We start from the raw sequence: 25,642 nt of genomic DNA on the forward strand, positions 1-25,642 counted from the left end.
CTGGAAAAGCGAACCATGGTAACCATCCCCTTGCCTATTTCGCGACATGTTACGTATACGAATTTGGCAGAAAGAAGTTTCTATAAAATCGCTACGAATTTTTATACATTTGAATCATGAGGTAATTCATATACTTGTTAGGCTTCAAGGACAAAATGTCGTTGACAAGCTGGTGTATTGGTGGCATTTCTTTATAGCTGTTCGTGACGCATTCCCAAACGTCTTCAGCTACCACATTGTCATACCCCAAGAGGGCAAATTCCTCTGCCTTGCTTACACAAAGACTTGCGACTTGCCCATACCATTCCTGTTTTTGCGCTTGGTCCATCCCAATTTCCCCCTCAAAGTAGTCATGCCGACAGCGGCACGTCCATATTCTTTACTGAGTGAATTTATCCTTGCAAAGGAGCCTTCCATGAAACAATCCTTCTTTTACGGAACGGTCATCCTCATTATTGCTGGTGGCATCACCAAAGTGTTTGGTTTTGCTCACAGGATCGTGTTGTCACGCATTATCGGAGCGGAAGGGATGGGGCTTTATCAGATGGTTGTGCCCCTTTTATACTTTCTGATTACTGTGACGACATTCGGACTTCCGGTTGCCATTGCAAAGCAAGTGGCAGAGACTGAAGCGGCTAATAATCCGCGGCTGACTCGCCGATTTCTGCTACTAGCCTTGTCGGTCACAGGCGGGATCAGCCTCTTCATCTGTATCCTGCTCCTCTTGTTCTCTCAATGGATTTCCGGAATGCTATTCGCGGACCCCCGTGCACACATTGTTCTGCTTGCAGCCATTCCGGTCATCCCGATTTCCGGCATTTCACTTGTCCTTCGCGGATACTTCCAAGGCAAGCAAAACATGATCCCTACGGCCGTCTCTCAACTCGTGGAGCAAATCGTCCGAATGGCACTGGTCGTTGTCATGACGATGTCGTTTTTATCGGCAGGCATTGAGTACGCCACAGCAGGGGCTGTCGCCAGCATTATTTTTGGAGAAGCCGCCGGACTCTTGTACATTCTCTGGCAGTATCGTAAAGGCAGCAAAAAAACAGCAGCTCAGCTTCTGGATAAGCCCCTTCTCATGACGGTTTCAGCAAGCAAAAAGAGCTTGTCGCAACTCATCCATGTCGCACTCCCTGTCACGCTAAGCCGTATCATCGGCTCCATCGCTTACGTGCTAGAGCCGATGCTCGTACCGTACGCGCTCGTCATCGCAGGCTTTACTACCTCGACTGCTACTGGTTTGTACGGACAGTTTGCGGGAATGGCCGTTCCTTTGTTGCTTTTTCCCACTTTTTTAACGTATTCCTTGTCCGTTTCCCTCGTTCCTGCCGTGGCGGAAGCGGCCTATCAAAAAAATGCTCCACTCGTGCATCGCCGCATTTATCAAGCCATGCGGATTACACTCGTCATCGGAGCACCTTGTACCGTCTTGCTCACCATTTTTGCAGAACCTTTATGTGTCCTGCTCTATGGCAATGAGTATCGGGAGGTTGGCGTGCTGCTAAAAGAGATGGCACCGTTCTCCGTCTTCCTGTTTTTCCAAGCACCACTTGCAGCCGCCTTGCAAGGCCTCGATTACGCTCAGGTCGTCTTTCGAAATACGCTGATCAGTGCCATCGTAAAAACTGTCGCCATGTTTTTTTCACGGCGCATCCAGCATTTGGCATTCACGGCGCTGTCATTGCTCTTAATATCGGCATTACACTTGGAACATTATTGCATTTTGCCAGCCTGATCAAAAAAATCGGGTTTACGATCGACCTTTGGGAATTCGGCAAAATCGCGGTCGCCATGCTACTCATGGGTTATTCCGGTTCCTACATTGCCAAGCACTGGTTTATGGAAGTATCCATTGGGCAGCTATTGACTGCAAGCACCTTCATTAGCACCTTGCTGTACTTTGTCCTGCTCGTCGCCATGCGTGTCTTGGGCAAGCAAGACGTGCGTCGCATCCCGTGGATCGGCGAACAACTCGCCGTGTTCTTCCCTCGCCGCTAGCGCTTATTGCAGCGGCTTGTCTTTTTTGTCCAAATACATGATGCCACGTTCGTCAATGCTGCAAAAAGAAACTTCTCGAATGTCTTTGATTCCGTATTTCCGGATTTCTCGTTTCAGCCAAAGCTGGTTTTGTCCGATCTTGCTCAATGCCTCTGTCCTCACCTTGCCATCGAGAATCAGTGGGATGGGCAGACCTTTGTACGAGACAGGACCGACCTGTGGCTTCTTCATCAACGCGAAATCTTCCCTCGTAACCTTTTCTTTTTGCTCCTTTAAAAACACACTCATCTGTCCAGTTGGCTCCAGCAACGCAAATTCAACATCGGCAATGTTTTTTACGTCTTTTTGCCGCAGATGTATCATCAAATCATCCATGTTCAAGCGATTACGACGCATCGCCTGCTCCCTGATTTGCCCATTTTCTATAATCAAATCGGCAGAGCCGTCCACTGTATCGCGGAATTTCTTGCTCTTTAAAGACAGAAAAGCGAAGGCGACTTCCAATAAGGCAATCAACAGCATCGGCAAATAAAACCGAAGAGCTGGCTTATCGACATCCTCAATCGCCAGTGCAGCCATTTCTGCAAGCATGATCGAGATGACCACATCAAAAACGGACAGCTTTCCCAATTCCCGCTTTCCCATCAACCGCACTAAGATCAAGAGGAAAAAATACGAGAAAAGGGTGCGAAGTAACACCATTGTAAGATTATCCACATACGCTGCCCCCTAAGAACATTTGATACTAGTGTTCAACAGGGGGCAGGGAAAGTATTAGCACCAATTACAGCCACTTTCGCTTGCGGAAAATGTGAAGCATAGTAAACGTCATGCCTAGCATAATCACGAGTGCCACGATCAGCATATACGGTTCGGCTTCTTCACCCAACCATGCGAAAGTATTCATCCCGAATAGTCCGGTGATAAATGTCAACGGAAGGATGATGGTAGAGATGATGGTAAGAACCCGCATCGTCTCCGTTGTTTTGGCGCTAATGATGGTGTAGTACGTATCCAACGCACCGTTTACCAGATCACGGAAGGTTTCCGTTGAATCGGAAATTCGCTCCAAGTGGTCTGTTAGGTCGGTGTAGAACGGAACGTTTTCCTCGGAAATATCGAAGGAGTAACGGCCGTTGACGTTCGCGAAAATTCTTTTTTGCGGCATGATCACACGCCTGATTAAAATAATCGTTCGCTTCAACGCCAGGAACTCTTCGGTAATTTCCTCCATCTGATGTTCATAAATCTCGTCCTCCAGCTCGTCAATCCGCACACTAATCCGATCAATAATGGGAAAATATTCATCGGTAATCCCGTCTACAATGGCATACAGCAAATAGTCAGGACCTCTGTTCAAGTAAGAAATGTTGCGGTGACACATGGCAGCGATCCGACCGATGGTATTCATCGGGGACTTGTGGATCGTCACGATGTAGTTAGGGCCGAGAAAAACGTTCAGTTCTACCGTTGTGATCTCGTCATCGCTTTCTTCATTGTAACGCAGGGCGTGAAAAACGAAGAAATAGTAGTCATCGTACTTATCTACCTTGGCACGTGGACTGACGTGCAGGCAGTCCTCAATTGCCAGCGGGTGAAAGTCGAAAATCTTGGCAATATAGGGTAGTTCATTGTTTCCCACATCATATAGATCGATCCAGAGTAGATCCTCTGGTGATTTCAGCCATTGATCCTTCGTTGCCAGATCAACGTCGTGAAACATCTTCTGTTCAGAGTGGTTATAAAAGTACGTTTTGATCAATCTTCCTCACCCCCGTCTCGTTCCCCATCCATCATACGAAAATTCCTATCAATGTTCAACGCGAAGATGAATACGTGAGCCAAGCCTCTCATATAGATGTACAAACACTTCCAATAAGGGGGTACATACCGTGCGAAGTGCATCCACCTCTGTACTGACAGGTCTATTGTATACGACATGTCTTGTTTTAGTTGGAGCGTTGCTTGCGACCTTGCTCCTTAGCTTCACCTCGATACGGGAAGGCACACTGCCCTATTTTACGTACGTGATCAATGCCATCGCCCTCTTGATCGGGGGATTCGTTACTGGACGTCGTTGTGGCGGCAGGGGCTGGTACTACGGCGGACTTACCGGACTCACTTACTTCCTTTTCATCCTTTTGATCGGCTTCCTTGGCTTTGACGCCCCGATGCAATGGGGGACCTTCTTGTTCTTGTTCGGCGCTTTCGGAGTGGCTGCGTTAGGTGGGATTCTCGGCGTGAATTCGGCCAATTCCAACAACAAGCATAAAGGCGGTAAACCTAAAGTTATCAAGCCTCGCCGCTAAAACAAGACAGAAAAAAGCAGGTGGATCACCCACCTGCTTTTCGCATGTATTATTTGGATTCTTCTTTTGCTTCTTCGATCTTTGCTGGTTCACTCTTTGCAGGTTCGTTGCTGGTAGAAACTACGCTGTTGATCGCACCACGATCGAACGTAACGTTTACGTTATGAGCAATACGCAAAGTGATAGTATCATCAGACAGGTCTTGGATTGTTCCATGCACTCCACCGATTGTTACGATCTTGTCGCCTTTTTTCAGAGCACCAAGCATAGCGTTGCGTTGTTTTGCCTTCTTTTGTTGCGGACGAATCAGCAAGAAGTAAAAAATCGCAAACATGATGATAATCGGTAAAAACTGAGTCAAGCCTTCCATGAAAAAAATCCCCCTCGATTAAAAAGATCTATTCTCACCCAATCCATATTGAGCGAAAAACTGGTCGCGGAAATCTTGCAAGCGGTCTTCGGCAATCGCCTGACGCACCTGTTCCATTAACTTCACCAAGAAATGCAAGTTGTGGTAGGTAGTTAATCGGATGCCAAAAGTTTCCTCCGACTTGACCAGGTGTCGGATGTAAGCACGTGTGTAGTTTTTGCAGGTGTAGCAATCGCAATTTGGATCAAGCGGGGTAAAGTCGCGCGCGTATTTTGCATTGCGGATGACCAGTCTTCCCTGGCTTGTCATGCATGTCCCATTGCGAGCAATTCTCGTCGGCAACACACAATCAAACATGTCGATGCCGCGGATCGCTCCGTCGATAAGAGCATCTGGTGAACCAACCCCCATCAAATAGCGGGCTTTGCTTGTCGGAAGCAGTGGAACGGTGTGCTCCAGCACTTCATACATCAAAGGAAACGGTTCTCCCACGCTCAAACCGCCGATCGCGTATCCTGGGAAATCCATGGAAACGAGATCGCGTGCACTTTGTGCGCGCAAATCGTTGAACATGCCACCCTGAACGATTCCAAACAATGCTTGTTCGTTTGGACGAGTATGTGCCTTCAGGCAACGCTCTGCCCAGCGGGTTGTTCGCTCCATTGATTTTTTTACGTAATCGTACTCCGCAGGATATGGAGCGCACTCATCGAATGCCATGAAAATATCGGCACCCAACGCGTTTTGAATCTGTGTAGCCTCTTCAGGACCAATAAACAGTTTTTCTCCGTTTAAGTGGGAACGGAAGGATACTCCTTCCTCCGTGATCTTGCGGAGGTTACTAAGGCTAAATACTTGAAAACCGCCGGAATCAGTCAGAATGGCACGGTCCCAATTCATAAAGCCGTGCAATCCGCCCGCCTCGCGAACAATTTCATGCCCTGGACGAAGAAACAAATGGTACGTATTACTGAGGATGATACCCGCGCCAAGTGCTTTTAACTCCTCGGGGCTCATCGTCTTTACTGTCGCTTGTGTACCGACAGGCATAAAGACAGGGGTGTCAATCGTCCCATGAGGGGTATGTAGCTTACCGAGACGTGCACCAGTTTGTTTGCATGTTTTGATTAACTCGTAGCGTACAGCCAAATCTTTGCACTCCTCAAGCTATGTATGTAAGTCTTACCTATTATAGAAAAACTTCTGGGCGAAGTAAACCCACCTGACTAATAAGTATACACTTATACAGGTGGGTTGTTCACATTTTTATAAAATTAACATTGCATCGCCAAAACTGAAGAAGCGATACTCCTCTTCCACAGCCGTTTTGTAGGCACGCATCACATTCTCTTTTCCAGCCAAAGCACTCACGAGCATAACGAGCGTAGACTTTGGCAAGTGGAAATTCGTCAGGAGCCCGTCCAGGATGGAAAACGTGTAGCCCGGATAAATGAAAATATCCGTCCAACCAGAGGTTGCGACCAGCTTTCCTCCATTCGCGCGCCCTACTGTCTCCAATGTGCGGCACGATGTCGTCCCGACAGCGATTACTCTTCTACCTTCTGCTTTTGCCTGGTTCACCAGCTCTACTGTTTCCTCGGGAATCTCATAGTACTCCGCGTGCATGACATGCTCTTCCACGGAATCGGCTGATACAGGGCGAAACGTCCCAAGTCCCACATGTAGAGTCACGTAAGCCAGCTGTACACCTTTGGCAGCGATTTGCTCCAAGTATGGCTTCGTGAAATGGAGGCCGGCTGTCGGAGCTGCTGCCGAGCCGCGCTCCTTCGCATAGACTGTCTGGTAACGCTCACTGTCGTCCAATTGTGCGTGAATATACGGAGGCAAAGGCATCGAGCCTAATTGATCGAGAATCTCATAAAAGATTCCCTCGTACAAAAAGCGCACGATTCGTCCACCCGTCTCTGTCACGCCTTCACAAACACAACGCAATAGACCGTTACCAAAAACCACTTCTGTCCCCGGCTTCATCCGCTTCCCGGGCTTCACCAGCGTCTCCCAGCGATCGTCACCAAGTGATTTCAGCAAAAGGATTTCTATTTTTGCACCAGTGTCTGCCTTTTCTCCAATCAATCTGGCAGGTAAAACGCGGCTGTCATTCATCACGAGTACATCCCCTGCCTGGAGGTGATCGATTAAATTGGTAAATTGCTGATGAACGATATTGCCTGTTTGTTTCTCTAACATGAGCAATCTCGATGATGTTCGGTCTTCTAGCGGGTGCTGGGCAATCAAATGCTCCGGCAAATCAAAATCAAATTGTTGCACGTCCACGAAATCGTTACTCCTTTTTGCGGTAGATCTTGTGGCAAACGAGTTACTTTTCGATTGTCACATCCTGGTAGTAGTGTTGCAAGATATCTTTGTAGCCATACCCTTCTTCTGCCATCGCACGAGCTCCGTATTGCGAAACACCAAGTCCGTGCCCAAAGCCAGTACCACGGAAGATGAATTGCGAACCATTGATCATTTCTACTTCAAACTTCGTGCTGCGCAGAGAGGTGCCACCTTGTTGAAAAACAGAACGGAAAGCATCCGGTGAAGAAACGACGATCGGCGTCCCGTTTGCTTCCATCGCGATCACACGCCCAGATGGACCGCGTTCTGTCACTTTCAGGCTCGTTACGTTTCCTGAAATGAGTGGAGCTTTGTTCTTGTCATGCGCAGCATTGATCATGGCTGCAACCTCTGTAGCAGTAAAGGGTCCACGCGTCCACGAATACGCATTTTCTTCTTTTACTTCTGAGAGGATCGTTACTTCTGCGCCAGTAGGGAGAACGGACAACACACGATGAGTCGTTGTACTTGGACCTGAGCGCAAATTGGTATTCTCGGTCGAAATGACCGCAATTTTTTGTCCCGCTGAATTGCTCTGGCCTGTTTCGGTTACCAGATCATTTCTTACATAGCCGAGCGATCCATCTGCTAGAGCCACGCGATACCATACGCTCGCATTATCCATTGGATATGTATCTTTACTCTCGACAGATCGCAAATATGGAACTGGATTGCCCCATACTTCTGTGCCGTCCGCCGTCATACCGCCTGCATTGGAATAGAAGAGTGACTCAGCAGGTTTGCCTTGGTAGTAAATGATTTCGCCTTCTGTCTCGTTGACGGCCTCACGTACATCATCAGACTCTTTTGTATAGCCATAATACGCCTGTTCGAAAACCGTATCGGACACATTGGCAACTCCATACTTATTGCCTTGCCACACAGCACGAGTTCTGGACAGGACCGCCTGTGTTTTCAATGCTTCCATCGGCCAGCCTGGAGCCATTTCAGAGCCAACGACTCCATACAGATACTCTTCCATTGGAAGCTCATTTACTAGCGTCAAGTGACCATTGTATTCCGACAGCTCCAGCTCGCCGCGATATGTGCGCTGCTCTCGTTCTACAACGCCAATCACCGATTCATCCCCTGCTTTATTCGCTTCCACTGTCAGCTTCACTTGAGGGGAGAATACATACTTCCAAATCACTTCATCTGGTGAACCGTATACATCCTGCTTCAATATAACATAAGATTGGCTGGCTGGCTCCTGATAGGAGAAAGAAGGAAATGCGGCGTTTGCTCTTCGTTTCAATTCTTTCACAGCATCAGGACTAACCTCGTCACCGATCCAAACCGCATATTTGACTTTATCCCCATCTGATACCATCACGGGATAAGCAGGAATACCTGCTGCTTCAAATGACGCTTGCCATTCTTGTGCTTCCTTTAAGCTTTTGAATTTACCCGCTTCGAGTCGATGCGGACCTTTTACCAACGGATTCTGCCCGATTGCTTGGGCAACCGTTTTTGCCTGATTGACTGCAACCTGATACGTATCATACGTTCCGCTTACAACCTGATAGACATTCTGACCGTTACGTTTTGCCACCTGGATGGAGCCCTCGTATTTTCGTTGGCTCATTTGCTGTGCAATCTGCTGTGCGCGATTCCAGTCACCTGTTTCGGTAACGATCAAATGATATTCATCAACTCGGTAACGAGCTGCATCTCCCTTTAATTCGGGTAAATCTGTTTTGCCCTCGGGTCCATTGAGCACGACTTCCATTCCATTTTCAGCCGTTAGTGTAACGGAAGGAACTACTCCCCGATAACCTTGTCCTGTATCCACAAATAGCGCAACCCTGATATTGTCGCCGGCTGCCTGCGCTGGTACTTGTCCTCCTACGAGAACTACTGATAGCAGGCCCACCGAAAGGACTTTCCCCATCCAATTCTTTCTCATGTCGTCCATTGTCCTTTCTCCACCTGATTTTGTCTAAGCTTGATTTCGTCAAAAATTGGCATGTCTTCCCATGTTTTTCGACAATCGTAGGCTGATCTCCTGCCTTTTTCGTAAAATGGGCCCAAACACCCGCACGCAAAAAAACCACCGGAACGATGAGCTCCGATGGCCTTCACACTTGCCTATTTAAACAGCCGGAATAAATACATGCCAAGAGACAGGACGATGCTAATCACAATACAAGTCACAATCGGAAAGTAGAACTTGACGTTTTCCTTTTCTACCACGATATCTCCCGGCAAACGCCCCAGTGGCAAAAATCTGCCTCCTACCTGCCACAAAAGACCGATTACGATTAAAGCAGCACCACCAATAATAAGTAGCTTGGCTACAGGATTCACGATTTCATCTCCCGACCAAAGTGTTGGTACGCACTCGGGGTGAGTACACGCCCCCGCGGCGTTCGCTGCATAAAGCCGATCTGCATGAGATATGGCTCGCAAACATCTTCCACCGTTTGTGACTCTTCTCCGATTGTTGCTGCAATCGTATCCAATCCAACCGGTCCACCGTCAAAGCGATCAATAATCGCTAGCAACAGTTTGTGGTCGATATGATCGAGACCGCAGGCATCCACTTGCAATCTTTCCAGCGCTTCTTTGGCAATCTCTGTCGTAATGACGCCTTCGCCTTTTACTTGGGCAAAATCGCGAACCCGCTTAAGCAAGCGGTTTGCCACCCGGGGTGTTCCCCGCGAACGTCTGGCAATCTCCTCTGCCCCACCTTCTCGAATGACGACCTGCAAAATGTCGGCTGCCCGCGAGACGATGAAGGTCAGTTCCGGGACTGTATAAAACTCCAGGCGATTTACAACCCCAAAGCGATCTCGAAGCGGCGCAGACAGCATTCCAGCCCGCGTCGTGGCCCCGACCAGTGTAAATGGCGGCAAATCCAAACGAACACTGCGAGCGCTTGGCCCTTTACCGATAATGATGTCCAGCGCAAAATCCTCCATAGCCGGATACAGAACTTCCTCGACGCTTCGGTTGAGCCTGTGAATCTCGTCAATAAACAGGACATCACCCTCTTGCAAATTCGTCAAAATCGCCGCCAAATCACCCGGACGCTCAATTGCCGGACCAGACGTCGTGCGGATATTCACACCCAGCTCATTTGCGATAATTTGCGACAGCGTCGTCTTCCCCAGACCAGGCGGGCCGTACAGCAGTACGTGATCCAACGACTCTTTCCGCATTTTGGCTGCTTCAATAAAAATTTTCAGGTTTTCCTTTACGTGCTGTTGACCAATGTATTCGTTTAAATAGCGAGGACGGAGGCTCAGCTCCGCCGCATCTTCTTCCCAATTCATATGCGTCGTGATGATCCGAGAATCCAAAATCCTACCCCCTCATGAGCAACGCAAGCCCTTGTTTGATGAGCTTTTCTACACCATCGCCCTCTTTTGATTTCTCAGACAGCGTGTTTCTGATTTTTTGCAGTTCACCATCAGAGTAACCCAGTGCGGTCAATGCATCGAGTGCTTCGTTCAGTGCCGACACAGCTTGTTCGCCTGCTGTCAAATCACCCGCTGCAACAGTCAAAATCGCAGATGGTGTGTATCCTACCAATTTATCCTTCAAATCGAGGATAATGCGCTGGGCAGTCTTTTTCCCAATCCCCGGAAATTTCGTCAAATAGGTAACATTCTCCTGTTGAACCGCCATCACCAACTGCTCAGGCGTCGCTGCAGCCAGAATGGCCAATCCGCCTTTTGGACCGATTCCACTAACATCAAGCAGCTTGCGGAACAAATCGCGTTCGTCACGGGTAGCAAAGCCGTACAACAGAATGGCATCTTCCCGCACGTGGTGGTGAGTAAACAATTTGGTTTTGTTACCTTCATATCGAACGAATTGGTACGGGTTTGGGCAAAACAGTCGATAACCAATTCCGCCCGTTTCGATAACTATGTATTCCGAATCGAGATAACTAAGTGTACCTTCTACAAAATCAATCATTTCTTGACCCCTTCCGAAATGGAAATGAACGCGCGAAACTGTGCGTGCGTAATGGCAATGCCCAATGCGTCCGCCACATCGTCAGGCTTTGGTATTTCTTTTAACCGCAATAGGAGCTTCGTCATTTCCTGTATTTGCTTCTTCTCTGCTCCCCCGTAGCCAGTAACCGCTTGCTTGACTTGCATTGGGGTATATTCATAGACCGGCACACCAGCTAGCTCTGCCGCAAGCAAAATAACCCCTCGCGCTTGACCAACTGTAAAGGCCGTCGTCACGTTTTTATTAAAGAAAAGCTTTTCGACGGACATTTCATCGGGACGATATGTTTCCAGAAGGCTCTGCATTGCCTCAAAAATCTGTTTCAATCTAAGCGGTACTGACAATCCTGCTTCTGTCTGAATGCTTCCATATTGGACGGGACGCAATTGGCTGCCCTCTTTATCCACAACCCCGAAGCCAACAATCGCAATGCCAGGGTCAATTCCTAAAATGCGCATAGTCCACTCTCCGTGAGCAAAGATTCTACCCTCTACTGTAACACAAAGCACTCAAAAAGCGAACGTGTATTTCCATAGTAAAAACCCGCTCCTTATAAAAGGAACGGGTTATACGGTGTCTGTTAGTGTTTGTTCATTCCGAGTGAATCCGACACATCATGCTGCAAGTGGGCATATTCGTCTACGCCACTTTGCATGTGCTCTTTGATCTTATTGATCTGTTGGTAATTGAGCTTGTTGTGCCCCTGGTTCAACTGAACGTACAAACGCTGATGGAACTGGTCTTTGTAGCTACCTCTAGGCATGGTAGACATGGTCTAAAGACTCCTCCTTCGATCACCGTATGAAATCAGTATGGCGTAAGCGCAAGGGCGTTATGATACCAAGATTTACGCCACATGAGCCAGACATCTAATTGAAACGATAAGCAGTGGAGGTGTTGGTTATTGCGAAGCAAAGTCCTCATTTTTTGTATATGCCTTTTCGTAATCGCACTGACAATGCCGCACTCTGCATTTGCCAAGGTCAAGGATGACATCATGGTCACCGTATCAGTGTCACCAGAGTCCCCCTTCCAAACGACCATGCCCTTCCTTGATCAAAAGCAATTTACGAAGCGGCTATTGGGCTCTACTACCGAAGTCGCCTCCCACAACCCACACTGGATACGTGCTACATTGACGGTAAAAAAAAGAACGTATGTATATGATCACGATGGCCAGCTTTATGAAAAAGAAATGCCTCGTCGTTATGTTTTGGTAAACGATGTTCGCCAGCGGATCGAGGAAATGGTCAAGTCCGTAGAGGCAGTCCATTTTGCACAAGCCCTCCCCTGGGAACAGGTGAAAAAAACGTTGAAACGGATGGAATTCGGTACCGTGATTGATTTAGAGACAGGACAGCGTTTTGATGTCCAGCGCAGAGCAGGTAGTCGCCATGCCGATGTCCAACCGTTAACACGCAAGGATACACTGATCATGAAAAACATTTATCAGGGGAAATGGTCGTGGAAGCGCAGAGCCATTCTGGTAGAGGTAGACGGTACTTATTTTGCAGCATCCATGCACGGAATGCCTCATGGCGCTGGCGCGATTAAAGGAAATGAATTCCCCGGGCATTTTTGCATCCACTTTTTTGGCAGCTCCACCCATCGACGCACAGAGCCTGATCCTAGTCACAGCATGATGATTCTCAAAGCCTCCGGAGCACTTGCGGCTACAATAAAAGGGGCGTCTCCTGAAGAGCTTGTCGGCTATTTCCTCACCGCGCTGCATGAGCACGACACCCATGCGATGCGAATGACAACGGACGGATTTGAACTTCCTGAAGGGTTGTCCGCGATCGAATCTGTGCGATCGTCAGAAATCGTCATCCCGTCGGACGAACGTGGTCCCCTTTTGATAGAGGTACCCGTTCGGCTCACGTACATCGCCCGGGAAGGCGGGAATTTTCGAAGGACATGGCAGTTCCTTTTGCGCCGCGAAGTCCCGGGGGAACGCTGGAGAATCATCGCGGTTGAACTGAATCCATAGCAATTGAAATAAGAAATCCCTTTCCAATCCAATACGTGCTTGTTACACGAAAGGCTCGAAAGGGATTTCTTTTCATTTCACCCGTTTTCATTGGCCACTCCATTGGTATTCGCCATAGGTGGACAATACACTGTTATACTCTGCCAGATTCCGAATGCGAATCCCCCGTTTCAGATTCTCCCATTCCTCTTTTGGCAGACTCGCTTCCATTTTCGCAGTATCGATTCGATAAAAGGTTTGCACGACATCTTGTTCAGCAGGCAGACCATGAAAGAGGGCAAGCATGCCGTCTGACGCTATTCCGATATGTCCACTATCCTTGCACGCTGGCGCTATATCCTGCTCGCGTTTCATTAAGATCATCTTGACGGGCTCAGCTTGTACAATTTCCCATCCATTATAGTTGCCCATGACGTCTGCCAGTTGATTGGTACGAACTGACACATGTTCTTCGTCTCGCATCCCACACAAATAATGGCGAGCTAAAACCAGTTCGTACGACGTCCCCGCGACTACATCTGCTTTGCCTGAATGGTTCAGTAAACGTGCAAGACCCGAATCGTTTCCGTCCTTTCCCACTAACAGGATACCGACTACGACACCTGTGGCTAGTGCTGCACCCCACGTCGCGTAAACCATCCACTTTTTCTTCTCAGTCACATAGAACCCCTTCTTTTATATAGGTTTTTCTTCCTATCATTACCACAAAGAAAGAGAGACATACGCGACCAATGGGGGATTGACGTTATATTTTTTTATTTTTGTCAATACAAAAAATTAATATACTATTTCATCTAGCTATCTATCCAGCTTCCGAATCTAATGATAAACTATTTTTGCTTGGCATTATTGTAAACTTATGGAGGTCATTTCAAACATGAAAAAAACGAACAAAAAAATGCTGACTGCTTTCCTCCTCAGCACTTCTTTGGTTGTTGGCGCACTCTCTTTTCCTCTTACTCCTGTAAGCGCGCAAACAGATTCTGTCCTGAAGCTCCGCCTGTTGGAAACGACAGATATCCACACCAACATCGTTAACTATGACTACTATCAAGACAAAAACACAGACGAGTTTGGCCTCGCAAAAACAGCGACATTGGTCAAAAAAGCAAGAGAAGAAGCGAAAAACAGCATCCTGATCGACAACGGTGACTTGTTGCAAGGAAACCCATTGGGCGACTACGTGGCAAAAATCGATCCGTTGAAAGCTGGAGATACTCACCCTGCCTACAAAGCAATGAACCTGATGGACTATGATGTTGCCAATATCGGTAACCATGAGTTCAACTTTGGTTTGGAGTTCTTGGACACCAGCTTGAAGGGTGCGAAATTCCCTTACATAAACTCTAACGTCTATGTAGACGACAAGGACAAAAATCCAGACAATGACAAAAACATGTACACTCCTTACGAAATCCTGGAGCGCACATTTAAAGATGAGAACGGCAAAGATGTAAAACTCAAAGTGGGCGTAATCGGTTTTGTTCCGCCACAAATCATGCAGTGGGACAAGGCTAACCTGGAAGGAAAAGTAATCGCGAAAGACATCGTAGAAACTGCAAACAAATTCGTACCTGAAATGAAGAAAAAAGGTGCAGACATCATCATCGCGGTTCCTCACTCCGGAATTGGCCCTACCGAGGGTGGTCCTCAATTGGAGAACGCTAGCTACCAACTGAGCAAAGTAGATGGTATCGACGCGATCCTGTTCGGACACTCCCACTCCGTATTCCCTGGTCCTGGATTCGATAAAATTCCAGGCGTTGATGCAGAAAAAGGAACGATCAATGGTAAACCAGCCGTTATGCCTGGCTTCTGGGGTAACCACCTCGGCGTGATCGACCTGACGCTGAAACAAGAAAAAGGAAAATGGAGAGTAGCTGAGTCCGCTACCAAAGTAGTTCCGATCTATGACAAAGCGAACAAAGCATCCTTGGCTGATGCAGACAAAGCTATCGTAGATGCAGTAAAAGAAGATCACGATAAAACGGTTGAATGGGTTCGTTCTGCTGTAGGGAAAACTTCTTCCCCGATCTTCAGCTACTTTGCACTCGTACAAGATGATCCATCTATCCAAATCGTAACCAATGCACAAAAATGGTTCGTTGAGAAAAACGTGAAGGGTACAGAATACGAAGGCATTCCAGTTCTGTCTGCTGGTGCACCATTTAAAGCAGGCGGCCGTAACGGGGTAAGCTACTACTCCAATATCCCAGCTGGTACAATCGCCATCAAAAACGTATCTGACCTGTACATCTACCCGAACACATTGAAAGCGGTTCTGGTCGATGGAGCTACGGTGAAAGAATGGTTGGAGCGCTCCGCTGGACAGTTCAACCAAATCGATCTGAAGAAAACTGATGAGCAACCACTCATCAACGAGTCTTTCCCAACGTACAACTTTGATGTAATCGACGGTGTTACTTATCAAATCGATGTTACACAGCCATCCAAGTACGCTGTAGATGGAAAAGTAGCAAGCAAAGATGCAAACCGCATCAAAAACCTGTCCTTTAATGGCAAACCAGTAAAACCTGAAGACAAATTCATCGTTGTAACCAACAACTACCGTGCAAGCGGCGGCGGTGCGTTCCCAGGACTGGATGGTAAAAACATCGTAATCGATTCTCCAGATGAAAACCGTCAAATCGTAATCGACTACATCCTGAACCAAAAAAATATCGACCCAGCAGCAGACAACAACTGGTCTTTTGCTCCAGTAGATGCGAAGCTGAACGTTACATTCACTTCTTCTCCTGACGCGAAACCATTCGCTGAAAAATTGTCCAATATCAAGTTCATCAACGTATTGGAAACTGGGTTTGCGAAATTCTCTATTGATCTGTCCAAGCCTGCTTCCAAGTAAGCTTGTCACCAACACAAACATCCCTCTTTCGAGAGGGATGTTTTGTTTTATCCGACTATCCGACAAAATGGTAATGCCCCCATGGAGAGTGCTGGAAAATTCGTTCTCCATCATTTAAAAAACGTTGGCGATTCGCCATTACTTTTCCTTCCATTTGGATCAGCTGCATGACGCCCTTCATGTGGTAGCCTGGGCGCTGACTATACAAGCCCGTTACCTCCCGCAAGAAGTTATCCGGATAGCGAAGCAATTGATGAACAGCCCATATCTGGGTATCAGATAAATAATTGATGTTACTATAGGCTTCCATCGCTTCCACAAAGGAATCCATGCGGTAGTCTTGCATCAACAGCATTCGCGACATTAATTGCACAAGGTCAACAAGCTGAAGATCATGACCTACTGTATCAAGGTCAATCAAATAGCAATTGCCTCGCTCCGTAAGCAAAAAGTTATGACTCGCCACGTCTCTATGCGCGAGTGTCCCCTTCTCCATGGCTAAAAACATTTCTGGCGTCAAAGGCAGCTTGTAGGCAGATTGGAGCAGCTCCTTACCATCTCGAAGAACGTGATCTGCCTGGTGCGAAATGAGCTGCTCTAGTTTTGTCTGGGGTCCCTTCTGTTCAATCGACCACATCAACCGCTCAAAGTATTCCAAGCGGCTCTCCCATTTATCTAAAAGAGCCGGTTTTCCTTCATACGCATACGTATGAGGAATAGGAAAACCCTGAGCTGCAACATGAAAACGGGCCAATGTTTCTGCTGTTTTTTTAACATCGAAAAGAGAAGCGTTATCTGCTTCATGCCCATCAATCATTTTCATGATGGTGTAATGACGGTCTTCAAATGCAAAAATTTTGGACCCTTCATGATTCTCCACATACTGCACAGTATGATGAAAGCCCTTCTCATGTAGTGCATCCGCTAACTCTGTCACCCACACAGCTTTTTCGACCTGCTTATATCCTTTGAGTATCCAGTGGCCCCTGTCTGTTTTTAACAGGTTTACGTTTCGCTTCGGCTTCACACCGTAGATTTGACAGCGAAAAGCCTTTTCAATGGTGGATAAGATTCCTTTGTTCATCCCATACCCTCTCAGTAAGAAGAGGAATCTTCATGCCCATCTCCCCAGTTCGGCCAAACCCCTTGTTCAGGCATGGTAGCCATACACGGGGAAGGAGGGAACATCATGTTATTGTGAATATCCTGTGGAGAACGATTGTACTTGCCTTTTCGGCCTTTGTACTCCCGGACTTCAGAAGAACACTCACACGATGATGACTCCACTGGTTCCGGGCACACAGGCTTTTTCGCTCGTGGCCGCTTTAATGGCATGGGTGGAAATGGTGGTGGGCATGGATACGGATACGGCGGCATCGGTCTGATCGGTGGTGGGACGATTGGAAATGGATTGATTGGTCGCATTTGTTCTGGACTCACAATCGGTCGTCGATTTGGATAAAACGGGCCAATCCACGGGTTCCCGCACGGTGGGCATGGCGGAAATGGCGGGCATGGTGGCATGAACGGCGGTGGAAATGGTGGAAATGGCGGGAATGGACGCACCTGTGGCATTGGCCTGCGCTCTTGCTCTGGACTTACCTTCGTCGATGGCTTCAGCTTCTGTTGCGGGCTCACTTTTGAAGGTGGCTTGAGCTTTTGTTGTGGGCTCACCTTTGAAGGCGGCTTCATCGGCCGCAACGGACTCACCCGTGGTGGATAGTTGGGCTGCATCGGTTGCAACGGACTTACTCGTGGTGGGTAGTTGGGCTGCATTGGTTGCAACGGACTTACCCGTGGTGGTGGATAGTTGGGCTGCATCGGTTGCAATGGACTTACCCGTGGCGGTGGATAATTTGGTTGTGGGCAAGGTGGGCATGCATATGCTGGCGGTCGTGTAGGCTGTAATGGCAAGACTTGAGTCGGTGGTCTATATGGAATGCTGGGCACATTTTGATTCGGTGGAATCGCTGGTGGATAAATATACGGACTCACTCCGGTTGGAGGTGGAGTCGGTATGAGCGGACGTATAGGAACAGGCGGAACCGGAGGCAGCACATTTGGCTTGCCTGAAATGTTCGGTGGTTTATACGGTGTTGGCTTCTCGATTGGTTTTTCGATTGGCTTTTCAATCGGTTTTTTAATCGGCTCCGTTGGTTTTGGAATAGGCTGTGTTGGTGGTGGAGGTGGTAATGTAGGTGGTGCTGTTGGCCTGACTACCTCTGGTGAAACAGAAGGAACTGGTGGTCTTGGCATTTCTTTGGGAGGCCTTGGCATCTCCTTGGGTGGTCTCGTAGGAATGGGAGCTGGCAGTGGAACTGGCCTGATCTCCTCCCTTGATTCGATTTGCACCTCTCCTGATTCTTCCGGCTCAATTGGCCGCCTTTCGATTTGTTGCGGTACCTCCATCTCTTCCTCTTCCGTAATCGGTCTTTCTTTCACATAAGGAGCCGCCTCACTCATTGGATGGGGGGGCGTCGTTCTTTGCTGCGGTCGGACAGGAACTTGTTTCGCCGGAATCTTGATTCTCGCTCCAGGATAAATTGTATCGGGAGTTTTTAATTGACTATTAAGGCGTAACAGTTCTTTGTAATCGACGCCATATCTTTTGGCGATCTTCCACATCGTATCGCCTTTTTGGACGATGTGTATTCTCAATGTTTTTCTCCTCCCTTGCACCAAACTCCCTAACATCGTATGCAGTCATGGGCGTTTTGCTCCTTGACGCCACTCCTTTGTTGAGAGGGAGCAAAAAAGAAAAAACCAATTCCTCTAGGAATTGGTCTGATGCATATAAAATGGATACGTACCAAGCTGACGAACTTGACAACCAATGGCTTCAATCTCCGCAAACGCTCCTGGCAACAAGACGTCGTCCATCTTCTGCTCAATGTCAATGACAAAATAATAGCTTCCGAGTGCTTTCTTCGTCGGACGTGATTCGATACGAGACAAGTTGACCTTTCTCCAAGCAAAAGCAGCCAGAACTTGATACAATGCTCCCGGGAAATCTTCTGGCAGCGTGACCAGTATCGTTGTCTTTTCCTTGCGGGAAACCGGTAGATCAAGACTTTCCAGACCGACGAGAACAAAGCGCGTGTAGTTATTCGAATAATCTTGAATTTGTTCACGCGCGAACTCCACTGGATAAATCTCTACATTCAATCGAGTACCAACAGCAGCCCACGGCTCTTCTGGATGCTCACTCACCATTTTTGCAGCCAATGCCGTACTGTTTACCGTTTCGATCGCTGCATCCGGCAAATTCTCACGCAAAAAGTTGTGGCTTTGTGCAATCGCTTGAGGATGTGACAACACTCTCGTAATAGCTGACAAAGGCAATGGGTGCTCTCTTTTTGCCACCAGTAAGTTTTGCGTAATCGGTAGTGCGAGCTCCGCCAAAATGGGCAAATCTACTTCGTGAATGAGCCAATCCAGTGTAGAATTGACTGTTCCTTCAATGGAGTTTTCCATCGGTACGACACCGTATGCCACTTCCTTTTTGGAAACAGCGTCTAGTACTTCAATAATACTTGGGTACGGAACGAAAGATAGCTTTTGTCCGAGCGACAATATCCTCGCTGCTTCTTCGGTAAACGTTCCACGCGGTCCTAGAAAAGCAAGTTTCTTCTCCATGGCTACTCCTATCCACTATGGTCTATCTCTGATGGATTTCTACCTGTACGCCATTTTCGTCCGGTTGCAAGATCATCACGCGGTACGAGATGTCGTGCCCTTTCATCACTCTGTCCACAAATGCACGCAGCTTCTCTAATTCTTCATCCGAAGAGAAAAAACAGAGGATCGTCGGTCCCGCGCCGCTTAAAGCAGCCCCCAGTGCCCCGTGTTCAGTCGCGTTGTCCAGGATTTCGTTCAAGCCAGGTACAAGCTTTGCTCGATACGGCTGATGCAACCGATCCGACATTGCCCGTCCCATCAGGTCGAGTCTGCCTTGTGCCAGTGCAGCAACTAGCAAACTACTATGACCCACATTATATACAACATCCTCTCTGCTGTACACCTGCGGCAAGACGTTCCGCGCTTTTTCTGTCGAGAGCATGAATTCTGGGATCACGACGAATGTTTGCAATCCCGCCGGAGCAGAAAACCGTACATATGGAATGGGGTCTCCTGGTACTTCAGGCATCGTCGCAACAATGATCCCACCAAACATCGAGGCTCCCGCATTATCCGGATGTCCTTCCAAACGTGTTGCCTTTTCAAACAATTGCTCACGAGTAAATGGTTCGCCAGCGAGATGGTTCGCCGCTACAAGAGCACCTACAATTGCAGCGGCACTACTTCCCAATCCCCTCGTCAAGGGAGCATCACTGGAGGCACGAATCGCAAGCTCAGGAATGGCGAGACCTGCTTCTTGAAACAATCCCGCCGCAACTCTGTACAGAAGATTGTTTTTGTCCGTCGGTGTTCCTTGCAGCTCCTTGCCCATCATCTCTACTGTCGTATGATCACTGATTTCCATCTCTACGACAGAATACAACTGGAAAGCCATTCCAAGCGCATCGAATCCCGGTCCTAGATTCGCTGTCGTTGCCGGTATGGTTACTTTTACACGGTGTCCATTCATGATACAAATTCTCTCCCACTTTGACGAACCAGCTCCATCACAGCTTCGTGTGTCGCCGGAACAGAGCGCGGCTCTTCACCTACCAGCTTCAAAGCGATATTCGGGTCTTTTAGTCCATTTCCAGTCAATACACACACGATCTGGCTACCGGGTTGAAGCCTTGCCGCCTCATGCAGCTTGATAATGCCAGCCAGCGATGCTGCCGAGGCAGGCTCGCAAAACACGCCTTCACTCTTCGCCAGCAAATGATAGGCATGCAAAATTTCTTCGTCCGTTACACTGTCGACAAGACCGCTTGATTTCGAAATGGCATTCAAAGCGCCATCCTTGCTCGCCGGGTTACCAATGCGAATGGCTGTCGCAATCGTTTCAGGGTTGGCTACTGGTTCGCCATGAACCAACGGCGCTGCCCCCGCTGCCTGGAAACCGTACATCTTAGGCAAGCGGCTCGATTTTTTGGCTGCGAAATATTCCTCGAAGCCCTTCCAATATGCTGTAATGTTACCTGCGTTACCAACTGGGATGGCCAAAATGTCAGGTGCGTCCGTCAGCGCATCGCACACTTCAAATGCCGCGGTCTTTTGTCCTTCAATCCGGTAAGGGTTCACGGAATTCACCAGTGTAATCGGCTCTTTCGCTGTGATTTCGCGAACAATATCCAGCGCTTCATCAAAATTACCGTCAATCGCGATGACTTCTGCACCATAGGCGATAGCCTGAGCCAACTTGCCCAACGCGATATTGCCGTTCGGGATCAGGACGATGCAACGTAATCCTGAGCGTGCGGCATACGCCGCAGCTGCTGCTGATGTATTCCCTGTCGAAGCACACATGATTGTGTTGCTTCCCTCTTCTACCGCTTTGGCTACAGCCATGACCATGCCTCTATCTTTAAAAGAGCCTGTCGGATTGAGCCCCTCGTACTTAACATACAGCTCCACCCCCAATTGTTTAGAAAGGTTCGGGGCATGAATCAGGGGAGTGTTTCCCTCATGCAAGCTGACCAGCGGAGTTTTTTCTGTGATCGGGAGAAATTCCCGGTAACGTGCCAAGATGCCAGATTGCCGATCAGAAGCCATTATTTGTCTCCCCCTTCTACACGGTAGCAGCTTTGTACAGTTGATACGATATCCATCTGCTCCATGTAAGCCAGTACCGCATCCATGTCACTCTTTGAGGACAGGTGTGTAATCATGATAATCTCCGCTTCACGTCCATTGTTGAACGGTTGCTGGATGACCTGCTCGAGGGAAATATTTTTGTCTGCCAACAGCTGCGTAATTTGAGCAAGAACACCGCGTTTATCTGCAACAACGATGCGCAAGAAGTATTTAGAGAATTTTTCGCTGTCTTCTTTCAATACTTTTTCCTTGTATGGAGCAACCATTCCACGTCCATTCACTCCTAGCTTTCTGTTTTTGACGACAGTAACTAGGTCAGACACAACGGCGGTAGCAGTCGGCAATTCACCTGCCCCCGGCCCGTAAAACATGGTTTCTCCTACCGCTTCCCCATGTACGTAAACGGCATTAAAGACACCATTTACAGAAGCAAGTGGATGGGATTTTGGAACCAGCGTCGGCTGCACACTTACCTCAATCGCCTCTTCGTCACGACGAGCCAATCCGAGCAGCTTGATTTCATACCCCAGTTGCTTGCCATAGGCGATATCTTCCTTGCTCACGGAACTGATCCCTTTTACGTCCACATCTTCGAGCTTCATCGGTACACGGAAGCCCAGCGTTGCCAGAATCGCCATTTTGCGGGCTGCATCAAAGCCTTCCACATCGGAGGTTGGGTCCTGCTCCGCGTAGCCCAGTGCTTGTGCTTCTTTCAATACCTCGCTATATTCTGCGCCCTCTTGACTCATTTTGGTCATGATGTAATTGGTCGTCCCGTTGACAATCCCCATCATTTTCGCGATACGGTCTGAGGAGAACCCTTCTACTAACGCGCGCAAGATCGGTATTCCACCAGCTACGCTTGCCTCGTAGAAAACATCACAGCCCTTTTCTTGCGCCTTCTCTAAAATTTCGGCTCCGTGCAATGCCATCAGATCTTTGTTAGCTGTTACTACGTGCTTGCCTCGTTCGAGTGCACCCAAAATGTATTCCTTTGCAGGGTGAATGCCACCAATTACTTCTACGATGACTTCAATTTCTGGATCATCCAAAACACTAGCAGGGTCTGTGGTCAGCGCACCCTCCATGGATGAAATATTGCGAGATTTTTCCGCATCTTGAACAAGAATACGGGAAACCTCAATACTGAGGCCGGTTTGCTTTTGCAAATCATCCTGATGCGCTTGAATAATGCGAACTACACCAGTCCCTACTGTTCCAAAACCCATTAATCCCAATTTAATGCTCTGCTTCTCCATGTCTCTCTCCCCTGCCTTTTCTTTGATTGTTTTTTTGCTTAGCCTCTACCGACGATCATCGCTTTGCGAACGCCCGGGATCAGCTGCAAGTTATCCAAAAACTCCGTGCTAGATACGCGAAGACTAGCCATATCGACTGACATGGATATGGTAGCAATCCCTTGAAGTGGTATCGTCTGATTGATGGTCAATACGTTTCCACCTTGATCTGCTACATATGTGAGCACTTTGGACAAGTAACCTGACATGTGATCCAAAGAGAACGTAAACGTCATAATTTTTTCGCTCATCATCGAATTGAACGGAAAAATGCCATCTTTATACTTATAAAAAGCACTGCGGCTCAATCCCACCCGTTCAACCGCTTCGTTAACGGTATCCACTTCGCCGGATTCCAGCATCTTCTTGGCTTCAATCGTTTTGGCAATCGATTCTGGCAGGATGTCAGATCGAATCAAGTAGAATTTTTCTTCCTTTTTCATGCGCTGTGTCCTCCTGAGAAAAACAGTTGTTTCTTCATAGAGGACATCATAACAGAAAGCATGTAATGTGACAATCCTTATCCGTCACTTTTTTTCATCGGATCATATTTGGTTTACTTTGATTACATGAGGGGGAGCTTCTTCGCGCACAATAATGCGTATCGTATGGAGGAGGTGAAAGACAAATGGCCGGACGTGGAAAGTCAGATAAATCGGAGCGCCGTAACAATCACCCAGCTGGTAAGCCAAGCAGTCTCGAACAGTTTGGCAATGACATGCGGGGTAAAAAAATGGCACAATCCCCAAACGTGATTGAAGATCCAGGCGGAAACGGATAAACAAACACAAAAAAACCCGGGACATCATGATCCCGGGTTTTCCTGATTCGATTAGTATGCCAAAGAGGACAAGCCGTTGATATGAGTCAAGTAGCGAACGTTACTCGCTTCTTTCATCAAGGTTGCAGGCAGACCCTTCAGCTTCAGTTGGCTTGCACCGATTGTTCCGATCGCGTCTTTACGGCCCAGGCTTCCCAGTGTACCAGAGAATACTGGTTTGAAGGTATCCATTTTAGTGCCGTTGAAGTGTGCGAAAAGATTGTGACCTACTACTTCGCCCATTTGCCATGCCAGTTGCGCAGTCGGAGGGAATGGACGACCTTCTGGTCCCATTACGACCGCACTGTCACCTGCAAGGAATACATCAGGGTGAGAAGTGGATTGCATGAATTCTGTAACAGTTGCACGCCCGCGGTTTACTTCCACGCCGCACTCAGCCACTACGCGATTTCCTTGTACGCCACCTGTCCATACCATTGTCTTGGTTTCAATGGTACCCCCATCTTTCAGGCAAACTGTGGTTTCTTTCATTTCCGTTACAGGTACGCCTGTCAGGAACTGAACGCCGCGTTTTTCCAAGCTCGTTTTCGCACGCTCAACCAGGTCAGGAGCAAAACCAGCCAAAATGGATGGACCTGCTTCTACGCAGTAGATGGATACATCTGCAAAGTCTACGCCGTGCTTGTGGCACAGATTTGGCAACATATCAGCGAATTCCCCAACCAGCTCGATACCTGTCAGACCACCACCACCTACAACGAAGGTAGCATCTGCTTTATTTTTGCTCGTCTTGTATTCAATCACGCGCTCTTCGAGGTGTGCACGCAGACGATTCGCTTCTTCTACAGACTTCAGTGTAAAGCTGTACTCTTGTAGACCTGGGATTCCGAAGAATGCGGTTTCACTTCCCAGCGCAATCACCAAAGCATCGTATTTGATGGACTCACCGCTTCCCAGTGTTACACGTTGGGAATCGAGACCAATATTTTCTACCGTGTCTACTACGAGGTTAATCTCTTTGCCACGCAGCAATCTTTCCAGAGGGAGCGCCACGTTTTGTTCCGACAGGTTTCCTACTGCCAAGCGGTGCAGTTCTGTAATGATTTGGTGAGTAGGAAAACGGTTTACCACCGTGATCGACGCTTCTTCAGCCGTCATGTATTTACGTGCAGTCAATGCGCTGAGCAAACCGCCATAACCGCCGCCTAGAATCAGAATATGCTTCGCCATGCCCAATCCTCCGTCCTTGTCTTACATTCCATAAAAAAAATACTAGCGTTTTTGTTGTTGACGTTCTGCTGATACTTCCAGAAATGCTTGTGCGAAACGCAAAGTTTTTTGTACTTGCGGATCCTTGAGCATTTTGAGAATACCGAACAAACCGATAGTAGACTCTTCAACATGAACACGGTCATTGGCTTCGATGGCTGCTTGCGCAATACCTTTTGCTTTATCAGAGATCGGTTTTACGAACTCTTCCATTCCGCCTTTGATGTCGTCGATCAACACATGATCATTTGCTACTGTTTGTACCAAATCATATGTTTTGGTCAAAAGAGTTGTCAATTCTGCCAATTTAGGCAGGTTCGCCACCAATACGTTAAGTGACTCTTGGATTTCTGGTTTCATCAACTGATCGAGTACATCTTGTTGCTGCGCTGGTGCCAGAGTTGCAGTGCTTGCTACTTCAGCAGCAGCTTGAGCTTGTTGCGTAGTTGTTTGAGACATAAAAAAAACGTCCTCCTTTGCTTTGGAATAGAGGCCTTTCATTCTCGATGCCTGTTCATACGAGTAACGGCCGCTATTCTCCCTGAAAATCCGGTAAAAAATTGCTTGTAACATTTTTCACAAAGTAAAGCAGACAACGGATTCGAATAATAAAAAGTGAATGATTTCACAAGTATTTATTCAGGAAAGCGTACACAACAAATCATGAAGTGAACAGGCTCGATGTAGAACTCTATGTACTCTACTATATACCTTCTTCACAGGAACAT

27 protein-coding genes and 2 pseudogenes are annotated in these 25,642 nt (G+C 47.9%); 6 read left to right on the plus strand and 23 right to left on the minus strand.

Going from position 1 to position 25,642, the window contains the following annotated elements:
* Positions 1–91 precede the first annotated feature (91 nt).
* Positions 92–328: a post-transcriptional regulator gene (locus ACQ5DJ_RS12835; RefSeq protein ID WP_429842820.1), complete on the minus strand. Its 237-nt coding sequence runs from the start codon at positions 326–328 to the stop codon at positions 92–94.
* Between the two features lie 87 nt (positions 329–415).
* On the opposite strand from ACQ5DJ_RS12835, the pseudogene spoVB reads away from it, so the two are divergent.
* Positions 416–2,001, plus strand: a pseudogene (gene spoVB / locus ACQ5DJ_RS12840) (stage V sporulation protein B).
* A 3-nt stretch (positions 2,002–2,004) separates the two neighbouring features.
* Here the strand turns inward: spoVB and ACQ5DJ_RS12845 are convergent.
* Complete coding sequence (locus tag ACQ5DJ_RS12845) at positions 2,005–2,718, minus strand: DUF421 domain-containing protein (RefSeq protein WP_429842821.1); 714 nt, start codon at positions 2,716–2,718, stop codon at positions 2,005–2,007.
* A 67-nt stretch (positions 2,719–2,785) separates the two neighbouring features.
* Entirely contained in the window at positions 2,786–3,763 is a 978-nt protein-coding gene (gene corA, locus ACQ5DJ_RS12850) for a magnesium/cobalt transporter CorA (protein WP_137029849.1), read from the minus strand.
* Between the two features lie 130 nt (positions 3,764–3,893).
* On the opposite strand from corA, the gene ACQ5DJ_RS12855 reads away from it, so the two are divergent.
* The gene (locus ACQ5DJ_RS12855) at positions 3,894–4,310 is read left to right on the plus strand and encodes a TIGR04086 family membrane protein (RefSeq protein ID WP_144616740.1); all 417 of its coding nucleotides are present in this window, start codon (positions 3,894–3,896) and stop codon (positions 4,308–4,310) included.
* A 49-nt stretch (positions 4,311–4,359) separates the two neighbouring features.
* On the opposite strand, the gene yajC is transcribed toward ACQ5DJ_RS12855, so the two are convergent.
* The 9 genes from yajC to ACQ5DJ_RS12900 form a co-directional block, all read right to left on the minus strand.
* Positions 4,360–4,680, minus strand: coding sequence for a preprotein translocase subunit YajC (gene yajC, locus ACQ5DJ_RS12860; RefSeq protein ID WP_429842822.1), 321 nt, complete (start codon positions 4,678–4,680; stop codon positions 4,360–4,362).
* A gap of 18 nt (positions 4,681–4,698) precedes the next feature.
* Entirely contained in the window at positions 4,699–5,829 is a 1,131-nt protein-coding gene (tgt, locus tag ACQ5DJ_RS12865) for a tRNA guanosine(34) transglycosylase Tgt (protein WP_429842823.1), read from the minus strand.
* Positions 5,830–5,946: 117 nt separating this feature from the next.
* On the minus strand, positions 5,947–6,975 hold the full coding sequence (gene queA, locus ACQ5DJ_RS12870) for a tRNA preQ1(34) S-adenosylmethionine ribosyltransferase-isomerase QueA (protein WP_429842824.1): 1,029 nt from the start codon (positions 6,973–6,975) through the stop codon (positions 5,947–5,949).
* Positions 6,976–7,018: 43 nt separating this feature from the next.
* Positions 7,019–8,953 (minus strand): SpoIID/LytB domain-containing protein, encoded by a 1,935-nt coding sequence (locus ACQ5DJ_RS12875; RefSeq protein ID WP_429842825.1) that lies wholly within the window; start codon positions 8,951–8,953, stop codon positions 7,019–7,021.
* Between the two features lie 173 nt (positions 8,954–9,126).
* Positions 9,127–9,345: a DUF2905 domain-containing protein gene (locus ACQ5DJ_RS12880; protein ID WP_012685583.1), complete on the minus strand. Its 219-nt coding sequence runs from the start codon at positions 9,343–9,345 to the stop codon at positions 9,127–9,129.
* Positions 9,342–10,340, minus strand: coding sequence for a Holliday junction branch migration DNA helicase RuvB (gene ruvB, locus ACQ5DJ_RS12885; protein ID WP_012685582.1), 999 nt, complete (start codon positions 10,338–10,340; stop codon positions 9,342–9,344). Before ruvB ends, ACQ5DJ_RS12880 begins: the two co-directional genes overlap by 4 nt.
* Before the next feature lie 4 nt (positions 10,341–10,344).
* Entirely contained in the window at positions 10,345–10,962 is a 618-nt protein-coding gene (ruvA, locus tag ACQ5DJ_RS12890) for a Holliday junction branch migration protein RuvA (RefSeq protein WP_012685581.1), read from the minus strand.
* Positions 10,959–11,459, minus strand: a complete 501-nt coding sequence (ruvC, locus tag ACQ5DJ_RS12895; RefSeq protein WP_429842826.1) for a crossover junction endodeoxyribonuclease RuvC — start codon at positions 11,457–11,459, stop codon at positions 10,959–10,961. The genes ruvA and ruvC overlap by 4 nt, the downstream gene beginning before the upstream one ends.
* A gap of 122 nt (positions 11,460–11,581) precedes the next feature.
* Entirely contained in the window at positions 11,582–11,773 is a 192-nt protein-coding gene (locus ACQ5DJ_RS12900) for a hypothetical protein (protein ID WP_017247563.1), read from the minus strand.
* A 132-nt stretch (positions 11,774–11,905) separates the two neighbouring features.
* On the opposite strand from ACQ5DJ_RS12900, the gene ACQ5DJ_RS12905 reads away from it, so the two are divergent.
* Positions 11,906–12,991, plus strand: coding sequence for a hypothetical protein (locus ACQ5DJ_RS12905; RefSeq protein ID WP_429842827.1), 1,086 nt, complete (start codon positions 11,906–11,908; stop codon positions 12,989–12,991).
* Between the two features lie 87 nt (positions 12,992–13,078).
* On the opposite strand, the gene ACQ5DJ_RS12910 is transcribed toward ACQ5DJ_RS12905, so the two are convergent.
* Positions 13,079–13,651, minus strand: a complete 573-nt coding sequence (locus ACQ5DJ_RS12910; RefSeq protein WP_429842828.1) for a BofC C-terminal domain-containing protein — start codon at positions 13,649–13,651, stop codon at positions 13,079–13,081.
* A 217-nt stretch (positions 13,652–13,868) separates the two neighbouring features.
* Here ACQ5DJ_RS12910 and ACQ5DJ_RS12915 point away from each other — a divergent pair, with 217 nt between their 5' ends.
* The gene (locus ACQ5DJ_RS12915) at positions 13,869–15,857 is read left to right on the plus strand and encodes a bifunctional 2',3'-cyclic-nucleotide 2'-phosphodiesterase/3'-nucleotidase (RefSeq protein WP_429842829.1); all 1,989 of its coding nucleotides are present in this window, start codon (positions 13,869–13,871) and stop codon (positions 15,855–15,857) included.
* A gap of 55 nt (positions 15,858–15,912) precedes the next feature.
* On the opposite strand, the gene ACQ5DJ_RS12920 is transcribed toward ACQ5DJ_RS12915, so the two are convergent.
* Both ACQ5DJ_RS12920 and ACQ5DJ_RS12925 read right to left on the minus strand, forming a co-directional pair.
* The gene (locus ACQ5DJ_RS12920; RefSeq protein ID WP_429842830.1) at positions 15,913–16,941 is read right to left on the minus strand and encodes a phosphotransferase; all 1,029 of its coding nucleotides are present in this window, start codon (positions 16,939–16,941) and stop codon (positions 15,913–15,915) included.
* 183 nt (positions 16,942–17,124) lie between these two features.
* Entirely contained in the window at positions 17,125–17,727 is a 603-nt protein-coding gene (locus ACQ5DJ_RS12925) for a hypothetical protein (RefSeq protein ID WP_429842831.1), read from the minus strand.
* A gap of 147 nt (positions 17,728–17,874) precedes the next feature.
* On the opposite strand from ACQ5DJ_RS12925, the gene ACQ5DJ_RS12930 reads away from it, so the two are divergent.
* A complete protein-coding gene (locus ACQ5DJ_RS12930; RefSeq protein ID WP_429842832.1) occupies positions 17,875–18,303 on the plus strand; it encodes a hypothetical protein in 429 nt (142 codons plus the stop codon).
* Positions 18,304–18,428: 125 nt separating this feature from the next.
* Here the strand turns inward: ACQ5DJ_RS12930 and ACQ5DJ_RS12935 are convergent.
* The 6 genes and pseudogenes from ACQ5DJ_RS12935 to ACQ5DJ_RS12960 form a co-directional block, all read right to left on the minus strand.
* Positions 18,429–18,551, minus strand: a pseudogene (locus tag ACQ5DJ_RS12935) (LysM peptidoglycan-binding domain-containing protein); the annotation flags it as partial.
* A 78-nt stretch (positions 18,552–18,629) separates the two neighbouring features.
* Positions 18,630–19,493: a prephenate dehydratase gene (pheA, locus tag ACQ5DJ_RS12940; RefSeq protein ID WP_429842833.1), complete on the minus strand. Its 864-nt coding sequence runs from the start codon at positions 19,491–19,493 to the stop codon at positions 18,630–18,632.
* Between the two features lie 22 nt (positions 19,494–19,515).
* Complete coding sequence (thrB, locus tag ACQ5DJ_RS12945) at positions 19,516–20,445, minus strand: homoserine kinase (RefSeq protein WP_429842834.1); 930 nt, start codon at positions 20,443–20,445, stop codon at positions 19,516–19,518.
* Positions 20,442–21,524: a threonine synthase gene (gene thrC, locus ACQ5DJ_RS12950; RefSeq protein WP_429842835.1), complete on the minus strand. Its 1,083-nt coding sequence runs from the start codon at positions 21,522–21,524 to the stop codon at positions 20,442–20,444. Before thrC ends, thrB begins: the two co-directional genes overlap by 4 nt.
* Positions 21,524–22,825, minus strand: a complete 1,302-nt coding sequence (locus ACQ5DJ_RS12955; RefSeq protein WP_429842836.1) for a homoserine dehydrogenase — start codon at positions 22,823–22,825, stop codon at positions 21,524–21,526. The genes thrC and ACQ5DJ_RS12955 overlap by 1 nt, the downstream gene beginning before the upstream one ends.
* Before the next feature lie 38 nt (positions 22,826–22,863).
* Positions 22,864–23,307, minus strand: coding sequence for an ACT domain-containing protein (locus ACQ5DJ_RS12960; protein ID WP_144616754.1), 444 nt, complete (start codon positions 23,305–23,307; stop codon positions 22,864–22,866).
* Between the two features lie 185 nt (positions 23,308–23,492).
* Here ACQ5DJ_RS12960 and ACQ5DJ_RS12965 point away from each other — a divergent pair, with 185 nt between their 5' ends.
* Positions 23,493–23,645, plus strand: coding sequence for a hypothetical protein (locus ACQ5DJ_RS12965; protein WP_429842837.1), 153 nt, complete (start codon positions 23,493–23,495; stop codon positions 23,643–23,645).
* Between the two features lie 51 nt (positions 23,646–23,696).
* On the opposite strand, the gene ACQ5DJ_RS12970 is transcribed toward ACQ5DJ_RS12965, so the two are convergent.
* Positions 23,697–24,875, minus strand: coding sequence for an NAD(P)/FAD-dependent oxidoreductase (locus ACQ5DJ_RS12970; protein WP_392427710.1), 1,179 nt, complete (start codon positions 24,873–24,875; stop codon positions 23,697–23,699).
* Positions 24,876–24,917: 42 nt separating this feature from the next.
* Positions 24,918–25,373 carry a DUF1641 domain-containing protein gene (locus ACQ5DJ_RS12975; protein ID WP_007728644.1) on the minus strand — a complete coding sequence of 152 codons (456 nt, stop codon included), beginning with the start codon at positions 25,371–25,373 and terminating at the stop codon, positions 24,918–24,920.
* Positions 25,374–25,642 lie beyond the last annotated feature (269 nt).

Source organism: Brevibacillus sp. FIR094, from assembly GCF_050477165.1.
Taxonomy (GTDB): Bacteria; Bacillota; Bacilli; order Brevibacillales; family Brevibacillaceae; genus Brevibacillus.

Bases quoted from the DNA above. Each gene is read 5' to 3' on its own strand.
- ACQ5DJ_RS12835 (WP_429842820.1), bottom strand. From the start codon at position 328: ATGGACCAAGCGCAAAAACAGGAATGGTATGGGCAAGTCGCAAGTCTT.
- yajC (WP_429842822.1), bottom strand. From the start codon at position 4,680: ATGGAAGGCTTGACTCAGTTTTTACCGATTATCATCATGTTTGCGATT.
- ACQ5DJ_RS12875 (WP_429842825.1), bottom strand. From the start codon at position 8,953: ATGGACGACATGAGAAAGAATTGGATGGGGAAAGTCCTTTCGGTGGGC.
- ruvA (WP_012685581.1), bottom strand. From the start codon at position 10,962: ATGATTGATTTTGTAGAAGGTACACTTAGTTATCTCGATTCGGAATAC.
- ruvC (WP_429842826.1), bottom strand. From the start codon at position 11,459: ATGCGCATTTTAGGAATTGACCCTGGCATTGCGATTGTTGGCTTCGGG.
- ACQ5DJ_RS12900 (WP_017247563.1), bottom strand. From the start codon at position 11,773: ATGTCTACCATGCCTAGAGGTAGCTACAAAGACCAGTTCCATCAGCGT.
- ACQ5DJ_RS12915 (WP_429842829.1), top strand. From the start codon at position 13,869: ATGAAAAAAACGAACAAAAAAATGCTGACTGCTTTCCTCCTCAGCACT.
- ACQ5DJ_RS12920 (WP_429842830.1), bottom strand. From the start codon at position 16,941: ATGAACAAAGGAATCTTATCCACCATTGAAAAGGCTTTTCGCTGTCAA.
- ACQ5DJ_RS12930 (WP_429842832.1), top strand. From the start codon at position 17,875: ATGAGCGGACGTATAGGAACAGGCGGAACCGGAGGCAGCACATTTGGC.
- pheA (WP_429842833.1), bottom strand. From the start codon at position 19,493: ATGGAGAAGAAACTTGCTTTTCTAGGACCGCGTGGAACGTTTACCGAA.
- thrB (WP_429842834.1), bottom strand. From the start codon at position 20,445: ATGAATGGACACCGTGTAAAAGTAACCATACCGGCAACGACAGCGAAT.
- thrC (WP_429842835.1), bottom strand. From the start codon at position 21,524: ATGGCTTCTGATCGGCAATCTGGCATCTTGGCACGTTACCGGGAATTT.
- ACQ5DJ_RS12955 (WP_429842836.1), bottom strand. From the start codon at position 22,825: ATGGAGAAGCAGAGCATTAAATTGGGATTAATGGGTTTTGGAACAGTA.
- ACQ5DJ_RS12960 (WP_144616754.1), bottom strand. From the start codon at position 23,307: ATGAAAAAGGAAGAAAAATTCTACTTGATTCGATCTGACATCCTGCCA.
- ACQ5DJ_RS12965 (WP_429842837.1), top strand. From the start codon at position 23,493: ATGGCCGGACGTGGAAAGTCAGATAAATCGGAGCGCCGTAACAATCAC.
- ACQ5DJ_RS12970 (WP_392427710.1), bottom strand. From the start codon at position 24,875: ATGGCGAAGCATATTCTGATTCTAGGCGGCGGTTATGGCGGTTTGCTC.
- ACQ5DJ_RS12975 (WP_007728644.1), bottom strand. From the start codon at position 25,373: ATGTCTCAAACAACTACGCAACAAGCTCAAGCTGCTGCTGAAGTAGCA.